The 18,050-nt window shown below is 68.1% G+C and carries 16 protein-coding genes; 10 read left to right on the top strand and 6 right to left on the bottom strand.

What is annotated here, in order from left to right; all coding sequences use genetic code 11:
- Nucleotides 1-2 precede the first annotated feature (2 nt).
- From OHB24_RS22400 to OHB24_RS22390, 3 genes are read left to right on the top strand one after another with little or no spacing between them, the layout of a single operon-like run.
- Nucleotides 3-962, top strand: a complete 960-nt coding sequence (locus OHB24_RS22400) for an ABC transporter permease (RefSeq protein ID WP_327632754.1) — start codon at nt 3-5, stop codon at nt 960-962.
- A 17-nt stretch (nt 963-979) separates the two neighbouring features.
- Complete coding sequence (locus OHB24_RS22395; protein ID WP_327632753.1) at nt 980-1,966, top strand: 2-dehydropantoate 2-reductase; 987 nt, start codon at nt 980-982, stop codon at nt 1,964-1,966.
- A gap of 33 nt (nt 1,967-1,999) precedes the next feature.
- Complete coding sequence (locus tag OHB24_RS22390; RefSeq protein WP_327632752.1) at nt 2,000-2,869, top strand: NAD(P)/FAD-dependent oxidoreductase; 870 nt, start codon at nt 2,000-2,002, stop codon at nt 2,867-2,869.
- On the opposite strand, the gene idi is transcribed toward OHB24_RS22390, so the two are convergent.
- Nucleotides 2,840-3,403, bottom strand: coding sequence for an isopentenyl-diphosphate Delta-isomerase (idi, locus tag OHB24_RS22385; protein ID WP_327632751.1), 564 nt, complete (start codon nt 3,401-3,403; stop codon nt 2,840-2,842). The two genes, OHB24_RS22390 and idi, sit on opposite strands and share 30 nt — an antisense overlap.
- 222 nt (nt 3,404-3,625) lie before the next feature.
- Between idi and tyrS the strand changes: the two genes are divergently transcribed.
- From tyrS to OHB24_RS22370, 3 genes are read left to right on the top strand one after another with little or no spacing between them, the layout of a single operon-like run.
- The gene (gene tyrS, locus OHB24_RS22380; RefSeq protein ID WP_327632750.1) at nt 3,626-4,810 is read left to right on the top strand and encodes a tyrosine--tRNA ligase; all 1,185 of its coding nucleotides are present in this window, start codon (nt 3,626-3,628) and stop codon (nt 4,808-4,810) included.
- Nucleotides 4,811-4,814: 4 nt separating this feature from the next.
- Nucleotides 4,815-5,984 (top strand): aminoglycoside phosphotransferase family protein, encoded by a 1,170-nt coding sequence (locus OHB24_RS22375; RefSeq protein ID WP_327632749.1) that lies wholly within the window; start codon nt 4,815-4,817, stop codon nt 5,982-5,984.
- A 39-nt stretch (nt 5,985-6,023) separates the two neighbouring features.
- Nucleotides 6,024-6,845, top strand: coding sequence for an NmrA family NAD(P)-binding protein (locus OHB24_RS22370; protein ID WP_327632748.1), 822 nt, complete (start codon nt 6,024-6,026; stop codon nt 6,843-6,845).
- Nucleotides 6,846-7,115: 270 nt separating this feature from the next.
- Here the strand turns inward: OHB24_RS22370 and OHB24_RS22365 are convergent, their stop codons facing one another.
- Together OHB24_RS22365 and OHB24_RS22360 are read right to left on the bottom strand one after the other, a co-directional pair.
- Entirely contained in the window at nt 7,116-7,640 is a 525-nt protein-coding gene (locus OHB24_RS22365) for an isochorismatase family protein (RefSeq protein WP_327632747.1), read from the bottom strand.
- Nucleotides 7,637-10,810: a DUF2961 domain-containing protein gene (locus tag OHB24_RS22360; RefSeq protein ID WP_327632746.1), complete on the bottom strand. Its 3,174-nt coding sequence runs from the start codon at nt 10,808-10,810 to the stop codon at nt 7,637-7,639. The genes OHB24_RS22365 and OHB24_RS22360 overlap by 4 nt, the downstream gene beginning before the upstream one ends.
- Nucleotides 10,811-10,929: 119 nt before the next feature.
- Here OHB24_RS22360 and gndA point away from each other — a divergent pair, with 119 nt between their 5' ends.
- Nucleotides 10,930-12,369: an NADP-dependent phosphogluconate dehydrogenase gene (gndA, locus tag OHB24_RS22355; RefSeq protein WP_327632745.1), complete on the top strand. Its 1,440-nt coding sequence runs from the start codon at nt 10,930-10,932 to the stop codon at nt 12,367-12,369.
- Here the strand turns inward: gndA and OHB24_RS22350 are convergent.
- Complete coding sequence (locus OHB24_RS22350) at nt 12,327-13,724, bottom strand: MFS transporter (RefSeq protein ID WP_327632744.1); 1,398 nt, start codon at nt 13,722-13,724, stop codon at nt 12,327-12,329. The two genes, gndA and OHB24_RS22350, sit on opposite strands and share 43 nt — an antisense overlap.
- A 159-nt stretch (nt 13,725-13,883) precedes the next feature.
- Here OHB24_RS22350 and OHB24_RS22345 point away from each other — a divergent pair, with 159 nt between their 5' ends.
- Entirely contained in the window at nt 13,884-14,483 is a 600-nt protein-coding gene (locus OHB24_RS22345; RefSeq protein ID WP_327632743.1) for a TetR/AcrR family transcriptional regulator, read from the top strand.
- Between the two features lie 59 nt (nt 14,484-14,542).
- On the top strand, nt 14,543-14,989 hold the full coding sequence (locus tag OHB24_RS22340; protein WP_327632742.1) for a DUF6319 family protein: 447 nt from the start codon (nt 14,543-14,545) through the stop codon (nt 14,987-14,989).
- Between the two features lie 146 nt (nt 14,990-15,135).
- Here the strand turns inward: OHB24_RS22340 and OHB24_RS22335 are convergent, their stop codons facing one another.
- Together OHB24_RS22335 and OHB24_RS22330 are read right to left on the bottom strand one after the other, a co-directional pair.
- Nucleotides 15,136-16,149, bottom strand: coding sequence for an alcohol dehydrogenase catalytic domain-containing protein (locus OHB24_RS22335; RefSeq protein WP_327632741.1), 1,014 nt, complete (start codon nt 16,147-16,149; stop codon nt 15,136-15,138).
- Nucleotides 16,150-16,168: 19 nt separating this feature from the next.
- The gene (locus OHB24_RS22330) at nt 16,169-16,912 is read right to left on the bottom strand and encodes an SDR family oxidoreductase (protein WP_327632740.1); all 744 of its coding nucleotides are present in this window, start codon (nt 16,910-16,912) and stop codon (nt 16,169-16,171) included.
- 104 nt (nt 16,913-17,016) lie between these two features.
- Here OHB24_RS22330 and OHB24_RS22325 point away from each other — a divergent pair, with 104 nt between their 5' ends.
- On the top strand, nt 17,017-17,931 hold the full coding sequence (locus tag OHB24_RS22325) for a LysR family transcriptional regulator (protein ID WP_327632739.1): 915 nt from the start codon (nt 17,017-17,019) through the stop codon (nt 17,929-17,931).
- The last annotated feature ends 119 nt before the right edge of the window (nt 17,932-18,050 follow it).

Genomic DNA, 18,050 nt, shown 5'->3' with positions numbered 1-18,050 from the left:
TCATGGCCATGTTCCTGCTCCGCCGGATCGGCCACGGGATCCTGGTCCTGTGGCTGATCAGCGTGGCGGTGTTCGCACTGTTCTTCGTTGCGCCGAGCAACGTCGCGCAGACGCTCGCCGGCCGCCAGGGTACGCCGGAGACGATCGCGCTGATCAAGCACCGGCTCGGTCTCGACCTGCCGGTCTGGCAGCAGTACCTGCACTTCCTCGGCAACGCGGTGAAGGGGAACCTCGGGTACGACTACTACCACCAGGTGCCGGTGACGCACATCATCGGGCAGGCGCTGCCGATCACGGTGTCGCTGGCACTCGGTGCGGCCGTACTGTGGCTGGCGCTGGGCGTGTTCAACGGCGTCATCTCGGCAACCCATCCGCGGTCGCTGGCGGACCGCGGGCTGACGTTGTTCGCGTTGTTCTTCTACTCGTTCCCGTCGTTCCTGCTCGGGTTGCTGCTGCTGTATTTCCTGTATTTCCGGCTCACGCTGTCCGGCTTCGGCTGGTTCCCCGCGGGCGGCTACTCGCCGCTCACCGCCGGTGTCGGGCCCTGGTTCCAGCACCTGCTGCTGCCCTGGGTCGCGCTCGCCTTGTTGCTGGCAGCAACGTATACCCGGTTGACCCGCGGCTCGATGCTGGACGTTCTCGGTGAGGACTACATCCGGACCGCGCGGTCGAAGGGCATCCGGGAGAGCCGGGTGGTCGTCGTCCACGGCCTGCGCAGCGCGCTGACGCCGGTGGTCACGCAGTTCGGCATCGACCTCGGGCAGTTGATCGGCGGCGTGGTCGTCACGGAAACCGTGTTCAGCCTCCCAGGACTCGGACAGACCGCGGTGGTGGCGATCAACCAGCAGGACCTGCCGGTGATCATCGGCATCGTCCTGTTCGCCTCCGCAGCAGTCGTGATCTCGAACATCCTGGTCGACATCGGGTACGCCGTACTCGACCCGCGAGTCCGCCTGCACTAGGGCTGTACCGTTTCCCCGTGATCGCTGTCTATGGCGCAGGTGGGATCGGGTGTTATGTGGGTGGCCGGCTGGCCGCGACCGGTACGCCGGTGACGTTCGTCGGCCGCCCACGCATGGCCGCCGAACTGGCGACGCACGGCCTGCACCTGACGGACTACCTGGGAGCGGACCTCCGGGTCGCCGACGTGCCGTTCGAGACGACACCGGCGGGCGCGGCCGACGCGGACCTGGTGCTGGTGACGGTGAAGTCCGCGGCGACGGAGAGCGCTGCGGAGGAACTGGCCGACGTGCTCTCACCGGGGACCGTGGTGGTGAGTTTCCAGAACGGCGTGCGAAACGGCGAGACGCTGCGGTCGCGGTTGACCGAGCAGGTCGTGGTGACCGGGATGGTCCCGTTCAACGTGCTGAACCGGGGCGCCGGTGTCTTCCACCAGGGCACGGAGGGCGCGCTCGACGTACAGCGGGACGCCGCGTTGGCGCCGTACCTGAAGGCTTTCGAACAGGCAGGGTTGCCGCTCGCGCAGCACGACGACATCCTTCCGGTGCAGTGGGCGAAGCTCCTGCTGAACTTGAACAACCCGATCAACGCCCTGTCGAACCTGCCGTTGCGCGACGAACTCTCGCAGCGCGCGTACCGTCGTTGCCTGGCCGCGGCGCAGGCCGAGACCCTCGGGCTCCTCGACGCCGCCGGGATCCGGCCGGCCCAGCTACTGGCCGTCCCGATGCACCGCTTCCCCGCTGTCCTTCGGCTGCCGGACTTCCTGTTCCGCCGGCTCGCGAGCAAGGTGCTCGCCGTCGATCCACTCGCACGGACGTCGATGTGGGAGGACCTCGAGGCCGGTCGCACGACCGAGATCGACTACCTGAACGGCGAGGTCGTCCGGCTCGCCGAGACCCTTGGGCGGACCGCGCCAGTGAACGCGCGGCTGGTGGAGCTGATCCGGGCGGCCGAGACCGACCGCCGCTCGTGGTCGGGTCCTGACCTCCTCCGTGAACTGTCTTAAAATACGAGATGATGTCTCTCGTATCATGAACGCATGGATGTTGCGGTAGTTGGTGGGAGTGTGGCCGGGCTGCAGGCGGCGCTGACGTTGGGACGGGCGCGGCGGCAGGTGGTGCTGTTCGACGACGGGCAGGCGCGGAACCGGGCGGCGTCGCACGTGCACAACTTCCTCGGCGCGGAGGACCTTGCGCCGGGCGAGCTGCTGGCGGTGGGGCGGCGGCAGGTGGCGGCGTACGGCGTCGAGGTGCGGGACACGCGAGTCGACGACGTGGACGTGGATGGTGACGCGTTCGTGGTCGGTGGCGAGCGCGTGCGGGCTGTCGTACTGGCGACCGGGTTGTGGGACGAGGTGCCCGACGTACCTGGGGTGGCCGACGGGTGGGGACGGTCGGTGGTGGCTTGTCCGCACTGCCATGGGTGGGAGGTGCGGGATCAGCCGCTGGTACAGCTCGGGATGCGCGGGTCGCCGGAGCGGTCTGTCGCGCGGGCGTTGCTGCTGAGCCGGTGGAGCGACGACGTGACGCTGTGCACGGACGGGGACGAACTGACGGCGATACAGGTGGATCAGTTGGCTCGAGCCGGGGTGGCTGTGCGGACCGAGCCTGTCAAAGAGGTGCGGGAAGGTTCCGTGCTGCTAGATGGGGTTGAACTCGCCGCGCGGCGCGTGTTCGTGGTGGTGCGGCAGCATCAGCAGAGCGATCTGGCCGAGCGGCTCGGCTGTCAGGTCGCGGACGGCGCGGTGGTCACGGACGAGGGCGGGCGGACCACCATGCCTGGGGTCTACGCGGTCGGTACGACGACCAGTCCGGCGCTGCTCGCGATCGGCGCGGCAGGTCATGCGAGTACGGCGGCGGTCGCCGTACACGGGGATCTCCTAGAGCTGGAGCTGGGCGGCGGGCGGTAGCCGGGTCGGGTCGGCGATCGGCCAGTCCACCGGCGGTTCCGGAAGCTCGTCCAGTTGCAACAGGCACCAGGGCGAGAGGTCGGGAAGCTGCCGTACGTCGTTCCACTCGGCCCACCGGTAGTCCGCGACCTCGGCCGGGTTCGGCGTCGGGTCACCGGTCCACCACGCTCGGTACACCGGACAGATCTCGTTCTCGACCATGCCGGTCGGCATCTCGGCGCGGTACCGGAACTCCGGCAGCACCAGCTCGACTGTATCCGTGACGATCCCGAGCTCATCCGCGAGCCGGCGCCGTACTGCCTGCTCGAGCGGCTCACCCGGGAGTGGGTGCCCGCAGCAACTGTTGGTCCAGACGCCGGGCCAGGTGGGCTTGTCGAGCGCCCGCCGGGTCAGCAGCACCCGCCCGGCCGCGTCGACCACGTAGCAGGAGAACGCGAGATGCAACGGCGTCGCCGCGTGGTGGACCGCCGCCTTCGCCTCGGTCCCGACCGCACGCCCACTCTCGTCCACCAGCACAACCCGCTCGTCGATCACATCCTGAGCCTAATCGGATTCCAAGGGGTGCCCAGCGGCTGCTAGCCTCAGAGTGTGACCAAGCACTGCGCGACCTATCGACCGGCTCTGGGAGGAGTCGGCATTCGGTAGTCCCCGCAGTCGCTGCACCCAGAGCCTCCGAGGCAGGAACCGTCCGGTTCCTGCCTCTTTCCGTTTGCCGGAGGCACTGGTTCAGAGGTGCCTCGTCCCGAGAGGAACCTCATGAACGCTGTCATCGACCGGTTACGCCGTACGACCGACCTCATCGTCGGCGAGGACGACCTGCGCGAGCGCCTGGAGTCCGGGCGTCCGCTGCGGATCAAGTACGGCGTCGACTGCACCGCGCCCGACCTGCATCTCGGGCACGCGGTCAACCTCTGGATGATGCGCCAGTTGCAGGACCTCGGGCACCGGGTCGTGTTCCTGCTCGGCGACCTCACCACCCGCGTCGGCGATCCGACCGGGCGCTCCGAGACCCGGCCGGTCCTGACGCGCGAGCAGATCGACGCGAACGCCGCATCGTTCCTCGAACAGGTGTCGCTGGTACTGCGGACCGATCCCGGCGTCTTCGAGGTACGCCGGAACTCCGAGTGGTACGACGCGATGCCGGTGGCGGAGCTGCTGAGTCTGTTCGCCCAGGTCACGCAGGCGCAGCTGATGAGCCGCGACATGTTCCGCGAGCGAGTCGCGGCCGGGCGGGAGATCGCCGTACACGAGCTGGTGTACCCGGTGCTGCAGGGATACGACAGCTTCGCGATGCAGAGCGACCTGACGATCGTGGGGTCGGACCAGCTGTTCAACGAGCAGCTCGGGCGGCACTTCCAGCAACGGCTGGGCGCGCCGCCGCAGGTGGTGATCACGACGACGATCACGCCCGGGATCGACGGCCGGGCCAAACAGTCGAAGTCGCTCAACAACTACATCGGGCTGACGGACAGCCCGCGGGACAAGTTCGGGAAGTTGATGAGCATCCCGGACTCGCTCGTCGAGGCGTACGCGCGGGTCTACACCGAACTGCCCGTCGAGACGGTGGCCGCGCTCGCGGACGCGACCGGACCGGCAGCGCGTGACGCCAAGCTCCGGCTGGCGGCTGCGGTCGTGACTCGGTACCACGGCGCCGGCGTCGCCAAGTCCGAACTGGACGCCTTTCGTCACACGTTTTCCGAGCGTTCCGAACCGGACGAGATGCCCGAAATCCTCGTCACCGGTGAGGTCGTGACGGCGTTCGACCTGCTGCGTGCTGTTCGTCCGAACGACAGCAACTCTGCGCTGCGTCGTCTGCTCCAGCAAGGCGCGGTGACGATCGACGGCGTACGGATCGACGACCCGGCCGCGGCAGTCGAGCTCGACGCGGGCGTGGTGCTCAAGTCGGGCGCTCGCACTTGGCACCGGATCACGCGACAGTAAGCGGGTGGAGTTCAAGACGGTAGAGGCTTTGGTCAGCGTCGGCGATCGGTACGTCGGGCAGGCGCCGGCGTTCGACGTCGAGCCGGGGTGGTGGGCCGAGGTCGAGGCGATCACCCGGCATCTCGACGAGCTGCTCGGGGTGCGGACAGTGGTACTGCGACTCGTTCACGCCGACGAGGCCGAGATCGGCCGCGGCGGGCGGGTCGTGTACCACGTCCAGGCGCTCGGCGAACCACGGTACGGCGTACTCGACGCGACTCCGCTGCCCGCATGGGACTCGATCATCGCGCCCGATCCGTTGCGATCGACGTGGGCCGAGATCGACGGACCGGGGCGGTTGATCGAGTGGGCGCAGAACATCGTCGGACCGCACGACGCCGTACAGGTGAAGACGTGGAACCTGTCGTGCCTGATCCGCTTCCCCGGCGCATGGGCCAAGGCCACCAGCCGGTTCGGCAGCATCGACGCGGACATCATCCAGCACGTCCACCGGTACGACGCGACGCTGGCGCCCGCCGTACTCGGGCAGTCGACGGACAACCGGTGGTCGCTCCTGGCCCACGCCCCGGGCATCGACTGCTGGGAGCCGGACCAGGCGACCGTCGACAACGTGGTGAGCCGTTGGGTCGCCGCTCAAGCCGCCCTTGCCTCCGAGGCGGACACGCTCGCGGCCCCTCGCCTGCTACCGGAGGACCTGGTCGCGGAGGTCACGCGGCTTGTGCCTCGCGTCGCGCTCTCCCCCGAACTGGACCAGCTGGTGACGAAGCTTCCCGACATCGTCGACGACCTCCACTCGGCCGGGCTGCCGATCACGGTCGTGCACGGCGACTTCCATCCGGGCAACTGGCGGTCGGACGGCACCCACCGGGTCATCGTCGACTGGGCCGACGCGTTCATCGGCCACCCGGCTCTCGACGTCCAGCGCCTGCACGAATTCCTGCCCGCGGCGAAGCATCCGCACGTCACGGACGTCTGGTGCGCGGCGTGGAAGAAGCATGCACCTGGCAGCGACCCGCTGCGAGCGATCCGGCCGATGAAGGTGCTCGGGTTCCTCGCCTACGCCGTCACGTACCAAAGGTTCCTGGACAACATCGAACCCGACGAACGCGTCTACCACCAGGACGACCCCAGCATGTGCCTCCGCGCCGCCGCCGACGCGTTCCGGGGCTGGTGACGCTGTTCGCGCGGGGCGGGATGTGACAGGGTTGCGCGGGTGACGATTCTGATTACAGGTACGTCCGGAAATGCCGGTGGTGCCGTGGCGCAATCGCTGGCGGAACAAGGGATTCCGGGACGGGCGCTGATCCGCTCGGCGCGCGAACTGCCCGGTGGTATCGAGCCCGTGTACGGCGACCTCAACCGGCCGGAGACGTTCGTTGACGCGTTGCCCGGGGTGACCGGGATCTTCCTGTTGAGCGGTTACGACCGGCTCGAGGAGTTGCTGACGAACGCGGTGCGGGCCGGGGTGCGGAAAGTCGTCGTACTGTCGAGCAGTTCTCTCGACGGCGAGCTGACGAACGCTGTTGCCGCGTATCACCATGCCACCGAGGAAGCGGTCCGCGCGGCGGGACTGGAGTGGACGTTCCTGCGGCCGAACTCGTTCATGTCGAACACCCTGCGCTGGCGTGATCAACTGGCGGCCGGCGACGAGGTGCGGGTGCAGTTCCCCGACGTACCGGTGTCGACGATCCATCCACGCGACATCGGCGACGTAGCGGCCCGCGCACTACAGGGCTCCCACGACGGCGAGGTACTGCGTCTCACCGGCCCGGTCGCCCTCACCCCGGTCGAACAGGTCACCATCCTCGCCGAGGCCCTCAACCGCCCGCTGACGGCGTACCCAATGAGCCGAGCCGAAACCCACGAAGCGCTCCACGCCTCCATGCCGGAGCCCTACGCCCAAGCCATCGAATCCTTCTTCGCCAACGGCACCATCGACGAAACCACCGTCAACAACACAATCCCCGAGGTCACCGGCCACCCCGCCCGAACCCTCCAGTCCTGGACCCACGAAAACACCAACCTCTTCACCTGACGACGGGTTCTCCCCTCGCGTATCAGTAGAGAACGCACCAATCGCGGGGATAACCGTCCTATGCCGGGCAGCCAAACGCCACGACTCGGTGTGAGCCGTCGTGGCGGGGACGCCCACGGGTACACCCAGTCCGCCGAACGCTGCAGCTCGACAGTACGTATACGTCTACTACCCGCCACCGTGCACCGGGCGGCAGGCCGGATCGCCCGCCAGTGGAGGTATACGTACTGTCGACCTGCAGACCATTCGCAGGACGGCCGCGTGTGGTGGTTACTTGGTCAGGGCGTTGAGGTACTCCGTGGTTGTGCTGAGTGTGCCGAGACGGGGGAAGGTGTAGGTGAGGGCGAAGGTGTGGGCGTGGGCGTCGAGGCCGGTCATGGCGTCGGTGAGGAAGAAGGTTTCGTAGCCGAGGTCCGTGGCGGCGCGGCCGGTGGATTCGACGCCGAAGTTCGTGGCGATGCCGGCGAGTACGACGGTCGCGATGCCGCGGGACTGCAGCTCGGCGTCGAGGGGCGTGCGTCCGAAGGCGCCGATCGTCTGCTTGACGATCACCAGGTCACCGGCCTGCGGCGCAGCCTCGGCTGCGAACCCGCTGCCCTCCGGCTGCACCTCCACCCCGGGCCGATCGACCCGGACGTTCACCACCAGACCGCCGGCGGACCGCGTCGCCGCAGCCATCGCAACGGATCGCTCGAGCACGACCGATCCGCTCAGCGGCGCCGTCTCCAGCGCGATGATCCGGGGCATCAGGTCGATCAGAACGAGCGCGGTACGACGGGACTCCAAAGGGTTCACGGGGTGAGCTTAAGATCCAGCAGATCCACTCCGACGAGGTAGCCGGTTGCTGCCCCGTTCTTGCCGGTAACTGTCACCACGAACTGGTGATCGCCCGCCGCCAACTGGACGGCGCCGAGCGCAATTGCTTGTGTACCGACACCAGACGCCTGGTAGCCGTCGAAGCTGACCGCCGCGTTCCCATCGATCCCTACGTCGACGACCCCGTAGTCGGCGGCCTTCGTCAGCACCGTCGACAACTCGTACGAACCTGTCGTAGGGACGTTGAACCGGAACACGGTCTTGTCTCCGGCCTTGGTCCCGTGGATCCACGCCTGCGCGCCACCCGACCAGCTGACCCCGCAACAGTTCCCCTGCGGATCGACCGCGACGGTCGACGACACCGGCGGCAACATCGACTCCCCCTCAACCCGCAAAGTGCTACCACTCGTGCCCTGCACAGCGCTCGACTTCGGACCCGTGTGACCGGCGAGATCGACCGCCGCGATCCGATACGTCCACGTCTCGTGCAACCCGAGGCCGCGATGCAGGAAGCCCGGCAGCGGCGACGTACCAAGCAACTTCTCTGCACCGCCAGCCGTTGCGCCGTACACGTTGTAGTACGCGACCCCGCTGTCGTCGCCGATGTCGTTCCACGTCACGTTGATCGCGTTGTCGGAGCGACCGGTGGCAGTCACGCCGCCGACCGCGCCGGGCGCCCGGTTGTCGCGGTACGGCGCTGTCAGCGACTGGACGACGTACGACGAAGCGGTCCACGCCGGCCCGGTCGGCCGGAGCTCGATGTCGAGGCGGCTCTTGCCGGCCGTGATTGCTGCAGGCAACTGGTAGTTGTCGTCGAGCCAGCGCTGATGAGTGTTGCCGAGTGGCTGCAGCCACGTGCCCGCATTCTTGCCGTTGACAATCACCTGTGCCGACTGGCCGGCGGCGTTCTGGTCGCTGGTCCGACGGAGCGTGACGCCACGGTTCGCCGGGTCGGTCTTCACGCGGAAGTGGATCGGCTGCGTGCTGGAGCGGACCTGGTCGGTCAGGGTGATGTCGTCGTGATCACCTTCGTACACGGAGCTGAGGTCGGCCTGGGTGCCGTTGTCGACGTACCCGTGCGGCTGACGGCTGCTCGCCGAGCCGGTGTCGATCCGGTCGGTTTCCCTGGCGCCGAACTTTGACGCGGTGTAAAGGAAGGCGGTCGAGCCGTAGATCGCCGGGTGGTCGTCCTGCTGGCCGTGCTCGATGCTGAAGTCGAGCTGGTTCTCGAAGGCGACCGAGTCGGTGATGTGCAGTCGCCACGCGCCGTCGCACTCGTTGGTGCAGAACCCGGCCCGGACCTCGTGCGCGGAGTTGCCGTGGAGCGGAGTCGAGTAGGTGCCGGCGTTGAAGTACCAGCCGGACTCGTAGTAGTCCTCGGTACCCGTGCCGTGGATCGCCGGTGTCCGCTCGCCGTCGACGTACACCCGCTCGTCGCCCTCCAGGTAGCCGCGAGTGTTGCCGTCGGCAAGCAATCCCTCCATGGTCTGCGAGACGCCGACGAACTTGCCGCGGCCGGCCACGTCGGCGAACGTCCAGTCGCTGCCCTGCGTGGTCTCGCCGCGCGTCGAGATCGCGGTGAAGTAGCCGATCTTCCCGGCCGCCAGGTCCGCTGCCTTTCGGCCGTCGCGCACCGACGTCACCTCGGCCTGCCCCTTCAGCGGGTACGTCGTCTTGTTGACGAGCGTGACCGTGGCGCGCGCGGCGTACGGCATCGGCCACCAGGAGGAGTACCAGCCGTCGGGGTCCATGGCGAAGAACAGTGAGTGGACCGGGTTCTCGCCGAGACCGGAGCCGAAGAACTCGCCGAGCGGGGCGTCGACGCGCTTCTGGCCGTCGATCGTCACCTGCACCCGCACACCCGCGAGAAGCGTGTCCGATGGCTTGACGCGGGCCGCGTCCGCATCCGTGGCGGCGTACGACATGGCGTGCTCGCCGCTCCAGTTCTGCTGGGTGATCGCGTACCCGTGGGCCTGCTCGTCCGCGACGTGATTGGGCCCGACGTCGAGCGTGTCCGTGCGCTTCACCTGACCGCCGACCGTCGAGTCCGCCCAGTACACGAACTCGTTGAAGTCCAGGTCGGACGAGACGAACTCGTTGGTGATCGTGATCTGCGACTTGCCCGCGGTCAGCGCGGCCGGGAGGTCGACGGACTGATCGTGCCACTGCGCGCCCTGCGCCTTGAGCGGCGCCCATTCGCCGGCGGGTACGCCGTCGACGAGGATCTTCGCGCGCTGGTTGCCGATCCGAAGATCCATCCGACGGGTCAGCTTCACGCCCGTATTCGCCGGGTCGATCTTCAGCGTGAACGTGCTACCGCCGAGGAACGCGCGACCGTCATCGGCGAGGCTCTTCAGGTCGAGGCCGACGAGGTCGGGCAGCTTCAGCCGCAGCGCGCTCAGCTCACCACCACCGCGGGCGTCGGCCAGCGTCACCTGCTTGCCTGGGGCAAGGTTCAACGGCGTACTCGTGGTCCTCGCGTCGGGCCGCGCGGGCTTGGGATCCTTCGTGCCGGCCGCGTTGAGCAGGGCGAGAACGTCCTCGGCCTTGTCGCTCGGGTCGAAGGTCGGTACGCCGTTCGCGTCCGGGAACTGGCGGTAGTCGACGTGGTAGAAGTACGGATTCGTCTGCGTGGTGATCCGCATCGAGGAGCGGTACGGCATCGGGACGCGGATGTAGACGCCGCCGCTGGTCTGGACGCCGTTCGCGACCAACGGATACCTGAACGGCGCGCCGAGCTTGCCGTCGACGATGTCCTGCAACGAACCGTGCAGGACCTGCTTTCCGTCGAGTTCGACGGTGATCGTGCCGGCCTTGGTGACGTTGCCCTCGTCGCGCGTGAACCAGATCGACGCGACCTCACCGGGGCCGCTGTCCTCGGCGATCACGCAGCCCGCATCCGTCGTACGCAGGCAGGAATAGGTGCCGTCGAAGCCGTCGTTGTTCGTGCCGTCGCGGCCGAAGCTGGAGAACTGTTTTGTGCGGACAGCGGTCTGCAACTCGGGGAGGCGGTCGAGGTTCCGGTACACCTCCCAGCCGACGGGTCCGTTGCTCCCGGACGTTCCGGCCGACGCCGGAACAGAAGCCGACACCGAGCCGGTCAGCATCAGCACCGAGGACATCAACACGACGACAGCACGACGGAGCATGGGCGGATTCCTTCGTGATGGGAAATCGATTTCTGAGATGTTTACCACCGATGTTTGTGGTTGAGAAGGCCTCAGGCAGACTGGACCCCGCACACAACTTGAGACTGCGGGAGATTTCGATGAGTTCTGCCAAAGCCCAGATCGGCGTCACCGGACTCGCGGTGATGGGCCGCAACCTCGCCCGGAACCTCGCGCGCAACGGGTTCCGCGTCGCCCTGCACAACCGCTCCCAGGCCCGCACCGACGCGCTGGTCGCGGAGTTCGGCTCCGAGGGCGAGTTCGTTCCCTCCACGGACCTGGCGGGCTTCGTCGAGTCGCTGGAGCAGCCGCGCAAGGTGATCATCATGGTCAAGGCCGGCGCACCGACCGACGCGGTCATCGACGAGCTGGTGCCGCTGCTCGCCGAAGGCGACATCGTCGTCGACGCCGGTAACGCGCACTTCGCCGACACCCGGCGCCGCGAGGCCGCGCTGCGCGAGAAAGGCCTGCACTTCGTCGGTAGCGGCGTGTCCGGCGGCGAGGAGGGCGCGCTGAACGGCCCGAGCATCATGCCGGGCGGCTCGCCGGAGTCGTACGCGGCGCTGGAGCCGATGCTGACCAAGATCTCCGCGCACGTCGACGGCGAGCCGTGCTGCGTGCACGTCGGCCCGGACGGCGCCGGCCACTTCGTGAAGATGCTGCACAACGGCATCGAGTACGCCGACATGCAGCTGATCGCGGAGGCGTACGACCTGCTCCGCCACGTGCTCGACCTGACCCCGGCGGAGCTCGCGGACGTGTTCCGGGACTGGAACACCGGCGACCTCGAGTCGTTCCTGATCGAGATCACCGCCGAGGTCCTCAGCCAGACCGATCCAACCACGGGCGGCGCGTTCGTGGACATCGTCCTGGACCAGGCGGAGCAGAAGGGCACCGGCCGGTGGACCGTGCAGTCCGCGCTCGACCTGGGCATCCCGGTCAGCGGCATGGCCGAGGCCGTTTTCGCGCGGTCGCTGTCGGGTGACGTCGTACGGCGGGAGGCCGCCGCCGGCGTACTGCCCGGGCCTTCCGACGTGAAGGCGGACGTCGACCGGAAGGCGTTCATCGAGGACGTGCGGTATGCGCTGTACTCGTCGAAGATCGTGGCCTACGCACAGGGCTTCGACGCGATCCGGGCGGCCAGCGAGGAGTACGACTGGAACATCGACCTCGGCGCGATGGCCAAGATCTGGCGCGGCGGCTGCATCATCCGGGCGCGGTTCCTGGACCGCGTCACGGAGGCCTACGACCGGAACCCGTCGCTGCCCTCACTGCTGGTGGACGACTACTTCAAGGAAGCAGTCGCCAGCGGGCAGGAGGCCTGGCGACGGGTTGTCGCGACCGCGGCGACCGTTGGCGTACCGGCTCCGGGGTTCTCGGCGGCGCTGTCGTACTACGACGGCCTGCGGGCCGAGCGGCTACCTGCCGCCCTGATCCAGGGTCTGCGCGACCTCTTCGGGGCGCACACCTACAAGCGCGTCGACCGTGAGGGCAGCTATCACCTGGAGTGGTCCGGCGACCGCTCCGAGGCGACTGCGTAGACAGCAAGCGCAGCAACACACAGGAAGCCTGCCGCTCCGACGCCGGCCACGTTGAACCCGTGGACGGCGTCGGAGTGCGCGGCTACTGTTCCGGCGACTGTGCTGAGCAGCGCCGTACCGAGTGATGCACCGACCTGCTGGGACGTCATCACCATGGCACCGGCCACCGCACTGTCAGAGCCGGCGCCCAGGGTGGCTGTGCTGTTGGCCGTGACCAGGACCCAGCCGGTGCCCAGACCGACCAGCAGGAACACCGGCATGACCTGCAGCCAGTAGTCGGAGTCCGGGCGCAGGACGCCGAGCAGTGCGAGACCTGCCGCAATGGTGAGCAGTCCGGGGCAGATGAGCGCCCGCACACTCGCTTTGGCCAACAGGCGGCTCACGGCACGTACGCCGATCATCAGGCCGACTGTCAGCGGCAGGAAGCTCAGACCGGCCCGGATCGGCGAGTAGTGGCGGACTGTCTGCAGGTAGAAGGTCAGGAAGAACAGCGCCGCGAACATGCCGATCGCCAAGCTGAAGACGGCCAGGTACGACGCACCTCGCTTGCGGTCTCGCACCACGCGCAGCGGGAGCAGCGGGGACGCCACTCGTGCCTGCACTGCCAGAAACGCTGCCAGCAGCGCCACGCCGGCAGCCAATGACCCGTACGTCGTGGGCGAGCTCCACCCGTCCGACTCCGCTCTGCCGAATCCGAACACCACTGCCATCAACCCAGTGGTCGCCAGCAGCGCACCTAGTATGTCGACTCGCACACCATTGGTGCGCTGCACCGGAGGGACGGCGTACAGGACACCTGCCGCGGCCAGTACGGCGATGGGGAGGTTGACGAACATGGACCAGCGCCAGTCCAGGTACTCGGTCAGCACACCGCCGGCCAGGATGCCCAGTCCGGACGCACTGCCCATGACGGCGCCGTAGATCCCGAACGCCTTTCCACGCTCCGCCGGTGCCGGGAACGAGGCCGCGAGCGTTGCCAGCACAGCTGGAGTCAGCAACGCACCGAACACGCCTTGCAGCGCACGTCCGGTCAGCAACATCGCCCCGCCGGTCGCTGCCCCACCCAGCGCGGAGGCCAGCGCGAATCCGGTCAGCCCGATCAGGAGCGCTCGCCGACGCCCGATCAGGTCGCTCATCCGTCCACCGAGCAGCAGAAGTCCGCCGTACCCCAGCGCGAACAGGGTGATCACCCACTGCCGCGACGGATCCGACAACCCCAGGTCCTGCTGCATCGACGGCAACGCGATGTTCACGATCGTCAGATCGATCCCCACCATCAACTGCGCCGTAGCCACCGCCCCCAGCGCCCACCACCGCCGCACCTCAATTTGCGGCACCGCCTCCGTGGCCGTCACTAGAACATCCCGTTCGCGTTGGCAGACGTCTCCCCGTTCAGACCCACCTCGTAGAAGTCGAGGACGGTCCGTTTGTTGCGTTCGCTCATGATCATCCTTAAGTGAACAACTGTAGTGCTACGACTGTAAGGCAACGTCCGTTGCAATACAATCGGGTTCATGGACGCAGGGACGACGCGGAACCGGAACCGGCGCGGGCAGGGCGAGCTCCTCCGTCGCGAGATCATCGACGCGGCGCTGCAGATGCTGAACGAGCTCGGCGACGACGAGGCGCTCTCGCTGCGCGCGGTGGCCCGTGAGGTCGGGATCGCGGCAACCTCGGTGTACATCCACTTCAGCGATCGCGACGAGCTCGTGTTCGCGGCGCTCGAGCAGTCCACCGCCGACCTGCTGCGCGACCTCGAACAGGCCGAGGCGAGCGGCGGCGACGATCCGGTACGCCGGCTCCGCGCGCGAGTCCTGTTCCTCGGCAGCTGGTCGCGTGAGTACGCCGGTCTCTACAAGGTGCTGCACGAGAGCACGCTGAACCGGCGCATGCACCTGGTCTTCAAGGAGGAGCTGTCGATCCGGGCGATCGCGGCCGTTCAGGCCTGCATGGACGCAGGGCTCGCACCGGCGGACGACGCAGCGGCAGTGGCACTCGACCTGCGCTCGGCGGTGCACGGCGCGGTCTCGATCCGCATCAACGAGCCGGAGGCCGATCTACCACCCCTGGAGGACCAGGTAGATCGTTTCCTGCGCAGGCTGGTTGGCGTATAAATCGAACATGTGTTCTAATAGTCGTCCCGCGTCAGTTCCCGAAGGAGATCGCCGCAACGATGACTGTAGACACTCTGGCAGTTGAGACGCCGTCCGACCTCGCCGACACTCCCGACCCGGTCAACCTGTCGACGGCCGCCCCCGAATCCACCTCCACCCCGGCGCCGGCCGAGCCCGCGGAGCCCACCGAGGCCGTGAAGCCGAAGAAGGCGCCGGCCAAGAAGGCCGCGAGCAAGAAGACGAAGACCATCGAGCTCACTCTGACCGTCACCGGGACGGCGGACGGTGAGTGGCGCGCCGAGCTGAAGCAGGGCACGACCTACCTGGCGCGTGACCTGGCGGTCGCCGCGGCCGCGGTGTCGCGTGCGGCCAAGGAGCTGCACGAGGACCTGTCGACCCCGATCGACGAGGTCATCGAGGAGGCCCGCTCCCAGCAGGCCGCCAAGGTCGCCGCCCTCGAGGCCGAACTGGAAGCCGCCCGCAAGGCCCTCGCCGACCTCGACTGAGCTCCCACTGGGCGCCCAACTGAGTCCTGCCTGATCCCGACGAACAGGCTCCCCGTGGTCGGTCACCTTCCCTGATCAACCACGGGCAGGAAATGCAGAACCCCGTCCGCAACCGTGTGAGGTGGTTGCGGACGGGGTTCTGGAAATTATTCGGGCTGTGTCTTGAGCACGATGCGGAGGTTCGCCTTGGGCTGGTGTTGCCAAGCTTCCTCGGCCTGCTCGAGCGGGTAGGTCTCGATGATCGGCCGGATGTTCTTCAGGACCGCGAAGTTCAACGTGTCCTCGGAGTCCTGGGCAACACCGGAGTACCAGCCGGACACCGACAACCGCCCGTCGGCGAGCGCGTGACCGGTCACCTCGATCGGGTCACCGCCCTCGAGAACGATCAGCTGACCGTTCGGGCGCAGACCCTTCACCAGGTCCGACTGCAGCTCCGCGCGAGACACCGTCGCGAGGATCGCGGCCGCACCACCGAGCGCCTTCAGCGCCTCACCGGCGTCGCCCTCGGTGCTGTCGATGTACTCGTCCGCCCCGAGCTGCCGGGCGAGCTTCTCCTTGTCCCGCCCGCGGTTGATCGCCACGGTCCGGAAGCCCATCTTGTCGGCGAACTGGATCGCCAGGTGCCCGACCCCGCCGACCCCTTGCACCGCCACCGTGTCCCCCGGCCCGGCGTGCGCGTGCCGGAGCGCATTGAACGCGGTGATCCCGCCGCACATCAACGGCGCCGCGTCCTCGAAGCTCAGTCCTTCCGGGATCCGCGCCACCGCGTCCTGCGGCACCACGAGGTACTCGGCGTATCCGCCGTCGTACGAAGCTCCGACGATCTTGCGGCTCACGCAGTTCGTGAAGTCGCCGCGCCGGCAGAACTCGCAGGTGAAGTCGACGCCACCGGACCAGCCCACGCCGACCCGCTGCCCGGCCTCCCAGACCGTGACACCAGCGCCGACCGCATCCACGACGCCGGCGATCTCGTGGCCGGGGATCCGCGGCAGCGTCGTACCGAAGAGCGCGTTCCGCGGAATCGCGTCGCCGCCGCAGATGCCGCACGCGTGCACCTTGACCCGGATCTGCCCTTCCGCGGGCTCCGGGATCGGTACGTCGGTGACGACGAACGGGCCGCCCGCCTGCTGGACCTGGGCCGCACGCATGGTTCCTGTCATTTCTCTCCCTCAGAAGATCTCAGTGCATTCCGCCGTCGGCGACGATCTGCTGCCCGGTGATCAGGCCGGCCGCGTCGCTCGCGAGGAACGCGGCGATACCGGCGACGTCTTCGGTGGTGCCCAGCCGGCCGATCGGCACCATCGCGACCAGGCTCTGCTTGTACTCGTCGTTCGCCGGATCGGTGAAGATTCCGGCGCCGTCGATCGGACCCGGGACAATCGTGTTCACGGTGATCCCGCGCGGCCCGAGCTCCAGCGCGAGCACGCGGGCCAGGTAGCCGGTCGCGACCTTGCTGGTGCCGTACAGGCCGACGCCCAATTGCGGGACCGTGGTGGTGTTGGACGAGATCGTGATGATCCGGCCATTGTCGGCGATCCGCCGGGCCGCCTCCCGAAGCACGAAGTACGGGCCCTTGGTGTTGACCCGGAACAGCAGGTCGAAGTCCTCCTCGGTGACCTCGGCCACCGGGACGTTGACCTTCTCCATGCCAGCGTTCGCGACCACGACGTCGACCTGGCCGAACTCGTCGAGCGTCGCGTCGTACAGCCGCTGGATGCCGTCGACCTCGGACACGTCGGCGGCGACCGAGATCGCCCGGACGCCGAGCGCCTTCGCGGCGTCGAGGACCTCGGCCGCGGCGGTCTCGTCGCGCGAGTAGTTGACCACGACATTCGCGCCCTGGGCGGCGAGCCGGAGCAGGATCGCCCGGCCCAGCCCTTTCGACGAACCGGTGACGAGTGCCGTTCTGCCCTGCAGCGTCATCCTCTTCTTTCTCCCATGTTTCGATCGTCCCGCCAGATCGCGCGGTGCGGAAACAGAGACTTGTTGGCGAGGCCACAACGGATCGTTGTGCCACCATGGGAGGCGTGGATCTGAGCCTGCGGCTGCTGGAGTCGCTCGAGGCCGTCGCGGCGGAGGGCAGCATGACGCGGGCCGCGCGGACCCTCAACCTGACGCAGCAGGCGGTCAGCGGGCAGATCCGGCAACTGGAGCGCGTGGTCGGTACGCCGCTGGTCGAGCGGCGCCCGACCGGGATCGAGCTGACCGCGGCCGGGGAGGTCGTGCTCAAGCAGGGCGCGGCGCTGTTGTCGTCGGCGCAGGCGATGGTGACCGAGGCACGGCTGGCGGCGGCCGGGCGGCCGGATCCGCTGCGGATCGCGTTCAAGGCGCAGAGTACGGCGCACTTCATGCCCGCGGTCGAAGCCGCGCTCCGGCAGGAGGCGCCCGAGCTCGAACTCCGGCCGATCGCGTCGCACACGCTGCCGGACGAGATCGACGCGTTGATCGAGGGGCGAGCGGACGCGGCGTTCCTGTGGCTGCCGATCGGGGACGATCCGCGGTTCACGATCCATCCGCTGATCCAGGAGGACCGCTGGGTCGCCCTGCCGCCCGGGCATCGGCTGGAGTCGCGGACGACGTTGCGGATCGCGGACCTCGCCGACGTACCGGTCATCGGTCCCCGGGACGGGATGCCCGCGGCCGTGGTCGACTTCTGGTTCATCGATCCGCGCCCGGACGGCACTCGTGCGCTCTTCGGACCGCAGGCCCGGACGCCCGAGGAGTGCCTGCACCTGGTGGCGGCCGGGCACGGCTGCTGGATCGCTCCGGCGTCCACGGTCACCTACTTCGCGCATCCGCGACTCACCTGGCTGCCGCTGGTCGACGCCGAGCCGAACGTGCTCGCCCTGATCTGGCCGAAGCACAGCGCGAACCCGATGCTCCACCTGCTCCTGGAACAGACCCGGCACGCCCTCAACCCCTTGCCGACAGCAACGAGCTGAGCCGGTCAGGGGTGGTGGGGAACGGGGAATGAACGCGATGTGACTCAAACGGCACGCCGAAGTGGTGGGCGGGGGTGGGGAGTTGGCCTTACCGTGGGTGACCTGGGCCGGGTCGGTGG

Origin of the sequence: Kribbella sp. NBC_00482, assembly GCF_036013725.1 — a bacterium.
In the GTDB taxonomy this organism is placed as follows: domain Bacteria; phylum Actinomycetota; class Actinomycetes; order Propionibacteriales; family Kribbellaceae; genus Kribbella.
Note: the sequence above shows the minus strand (reverse complement) of the source record. Positions and strands in the feature narration are given on the sequence as shown.

Coding starts and splice junctions, on each gene's coding strand:
- OHB24_RS22400 (WP_327632754.1), top strand. CDS start 3: ATGGCCATGTTCCTGCTCCGCCGGATCGGCCACGGGATCCTGGTCCTG.
- OHB24_RS22390 (WP_327632752.1), top strand. CDS start 2,000: ATGGATGTTGCGGTAGTTGGTGGGAGTGTGGCCGGGCTGCAGGCGGCG.
- tyrS (WP_327632750.1), top strand. CDS start 3,626: ATGAACGCTGTCATCGACCGGTTACGCCGTACGACCGACCTCATCGTC.
- OHB24_RS22360 (WP_327632746.1), bottom strand. CDS start 10,810: ATGCTCCGTCGTGCTGTCGTCGTGTTGATGTCCTCGGTGCTGATGCTG.
- gndA (WP_327632745.1), top strand. CDS start 10,930: ATGAGTTCTGCCAAAGCCCAGATCGGCGTCACCGGACTCGCGGTGATG.
- OHB24_RS22345 (WP_327632743.1), top strand. CDS start 13,884: ATGGACGCAGGGACGACGCGGAACCGGAACCGGCGCGGGCAGGGCGAG.
- OHB24_RS22340 (WP_327632742.1), top strand. CDS start 14,543: ATGACTGTAGACACTCTGGCAGTTGAGACGCCGTCCGACCTCGCCGAC.
- OHB24_RS22335 (WP_327632741.1), bottom strand. CDS start 16,149: ATGACAGGAACCATGCGTGCGGCCCAGGTCCAGCAGGCGGGCGGCCCG.
- OHB24_RS22330 (WP_327632740.1), bottom strand. CDS start 16,912: ATGACGCTGCAGGGCAGAACGGCACTCGTCACCGGTTCGTCGAAAGGG.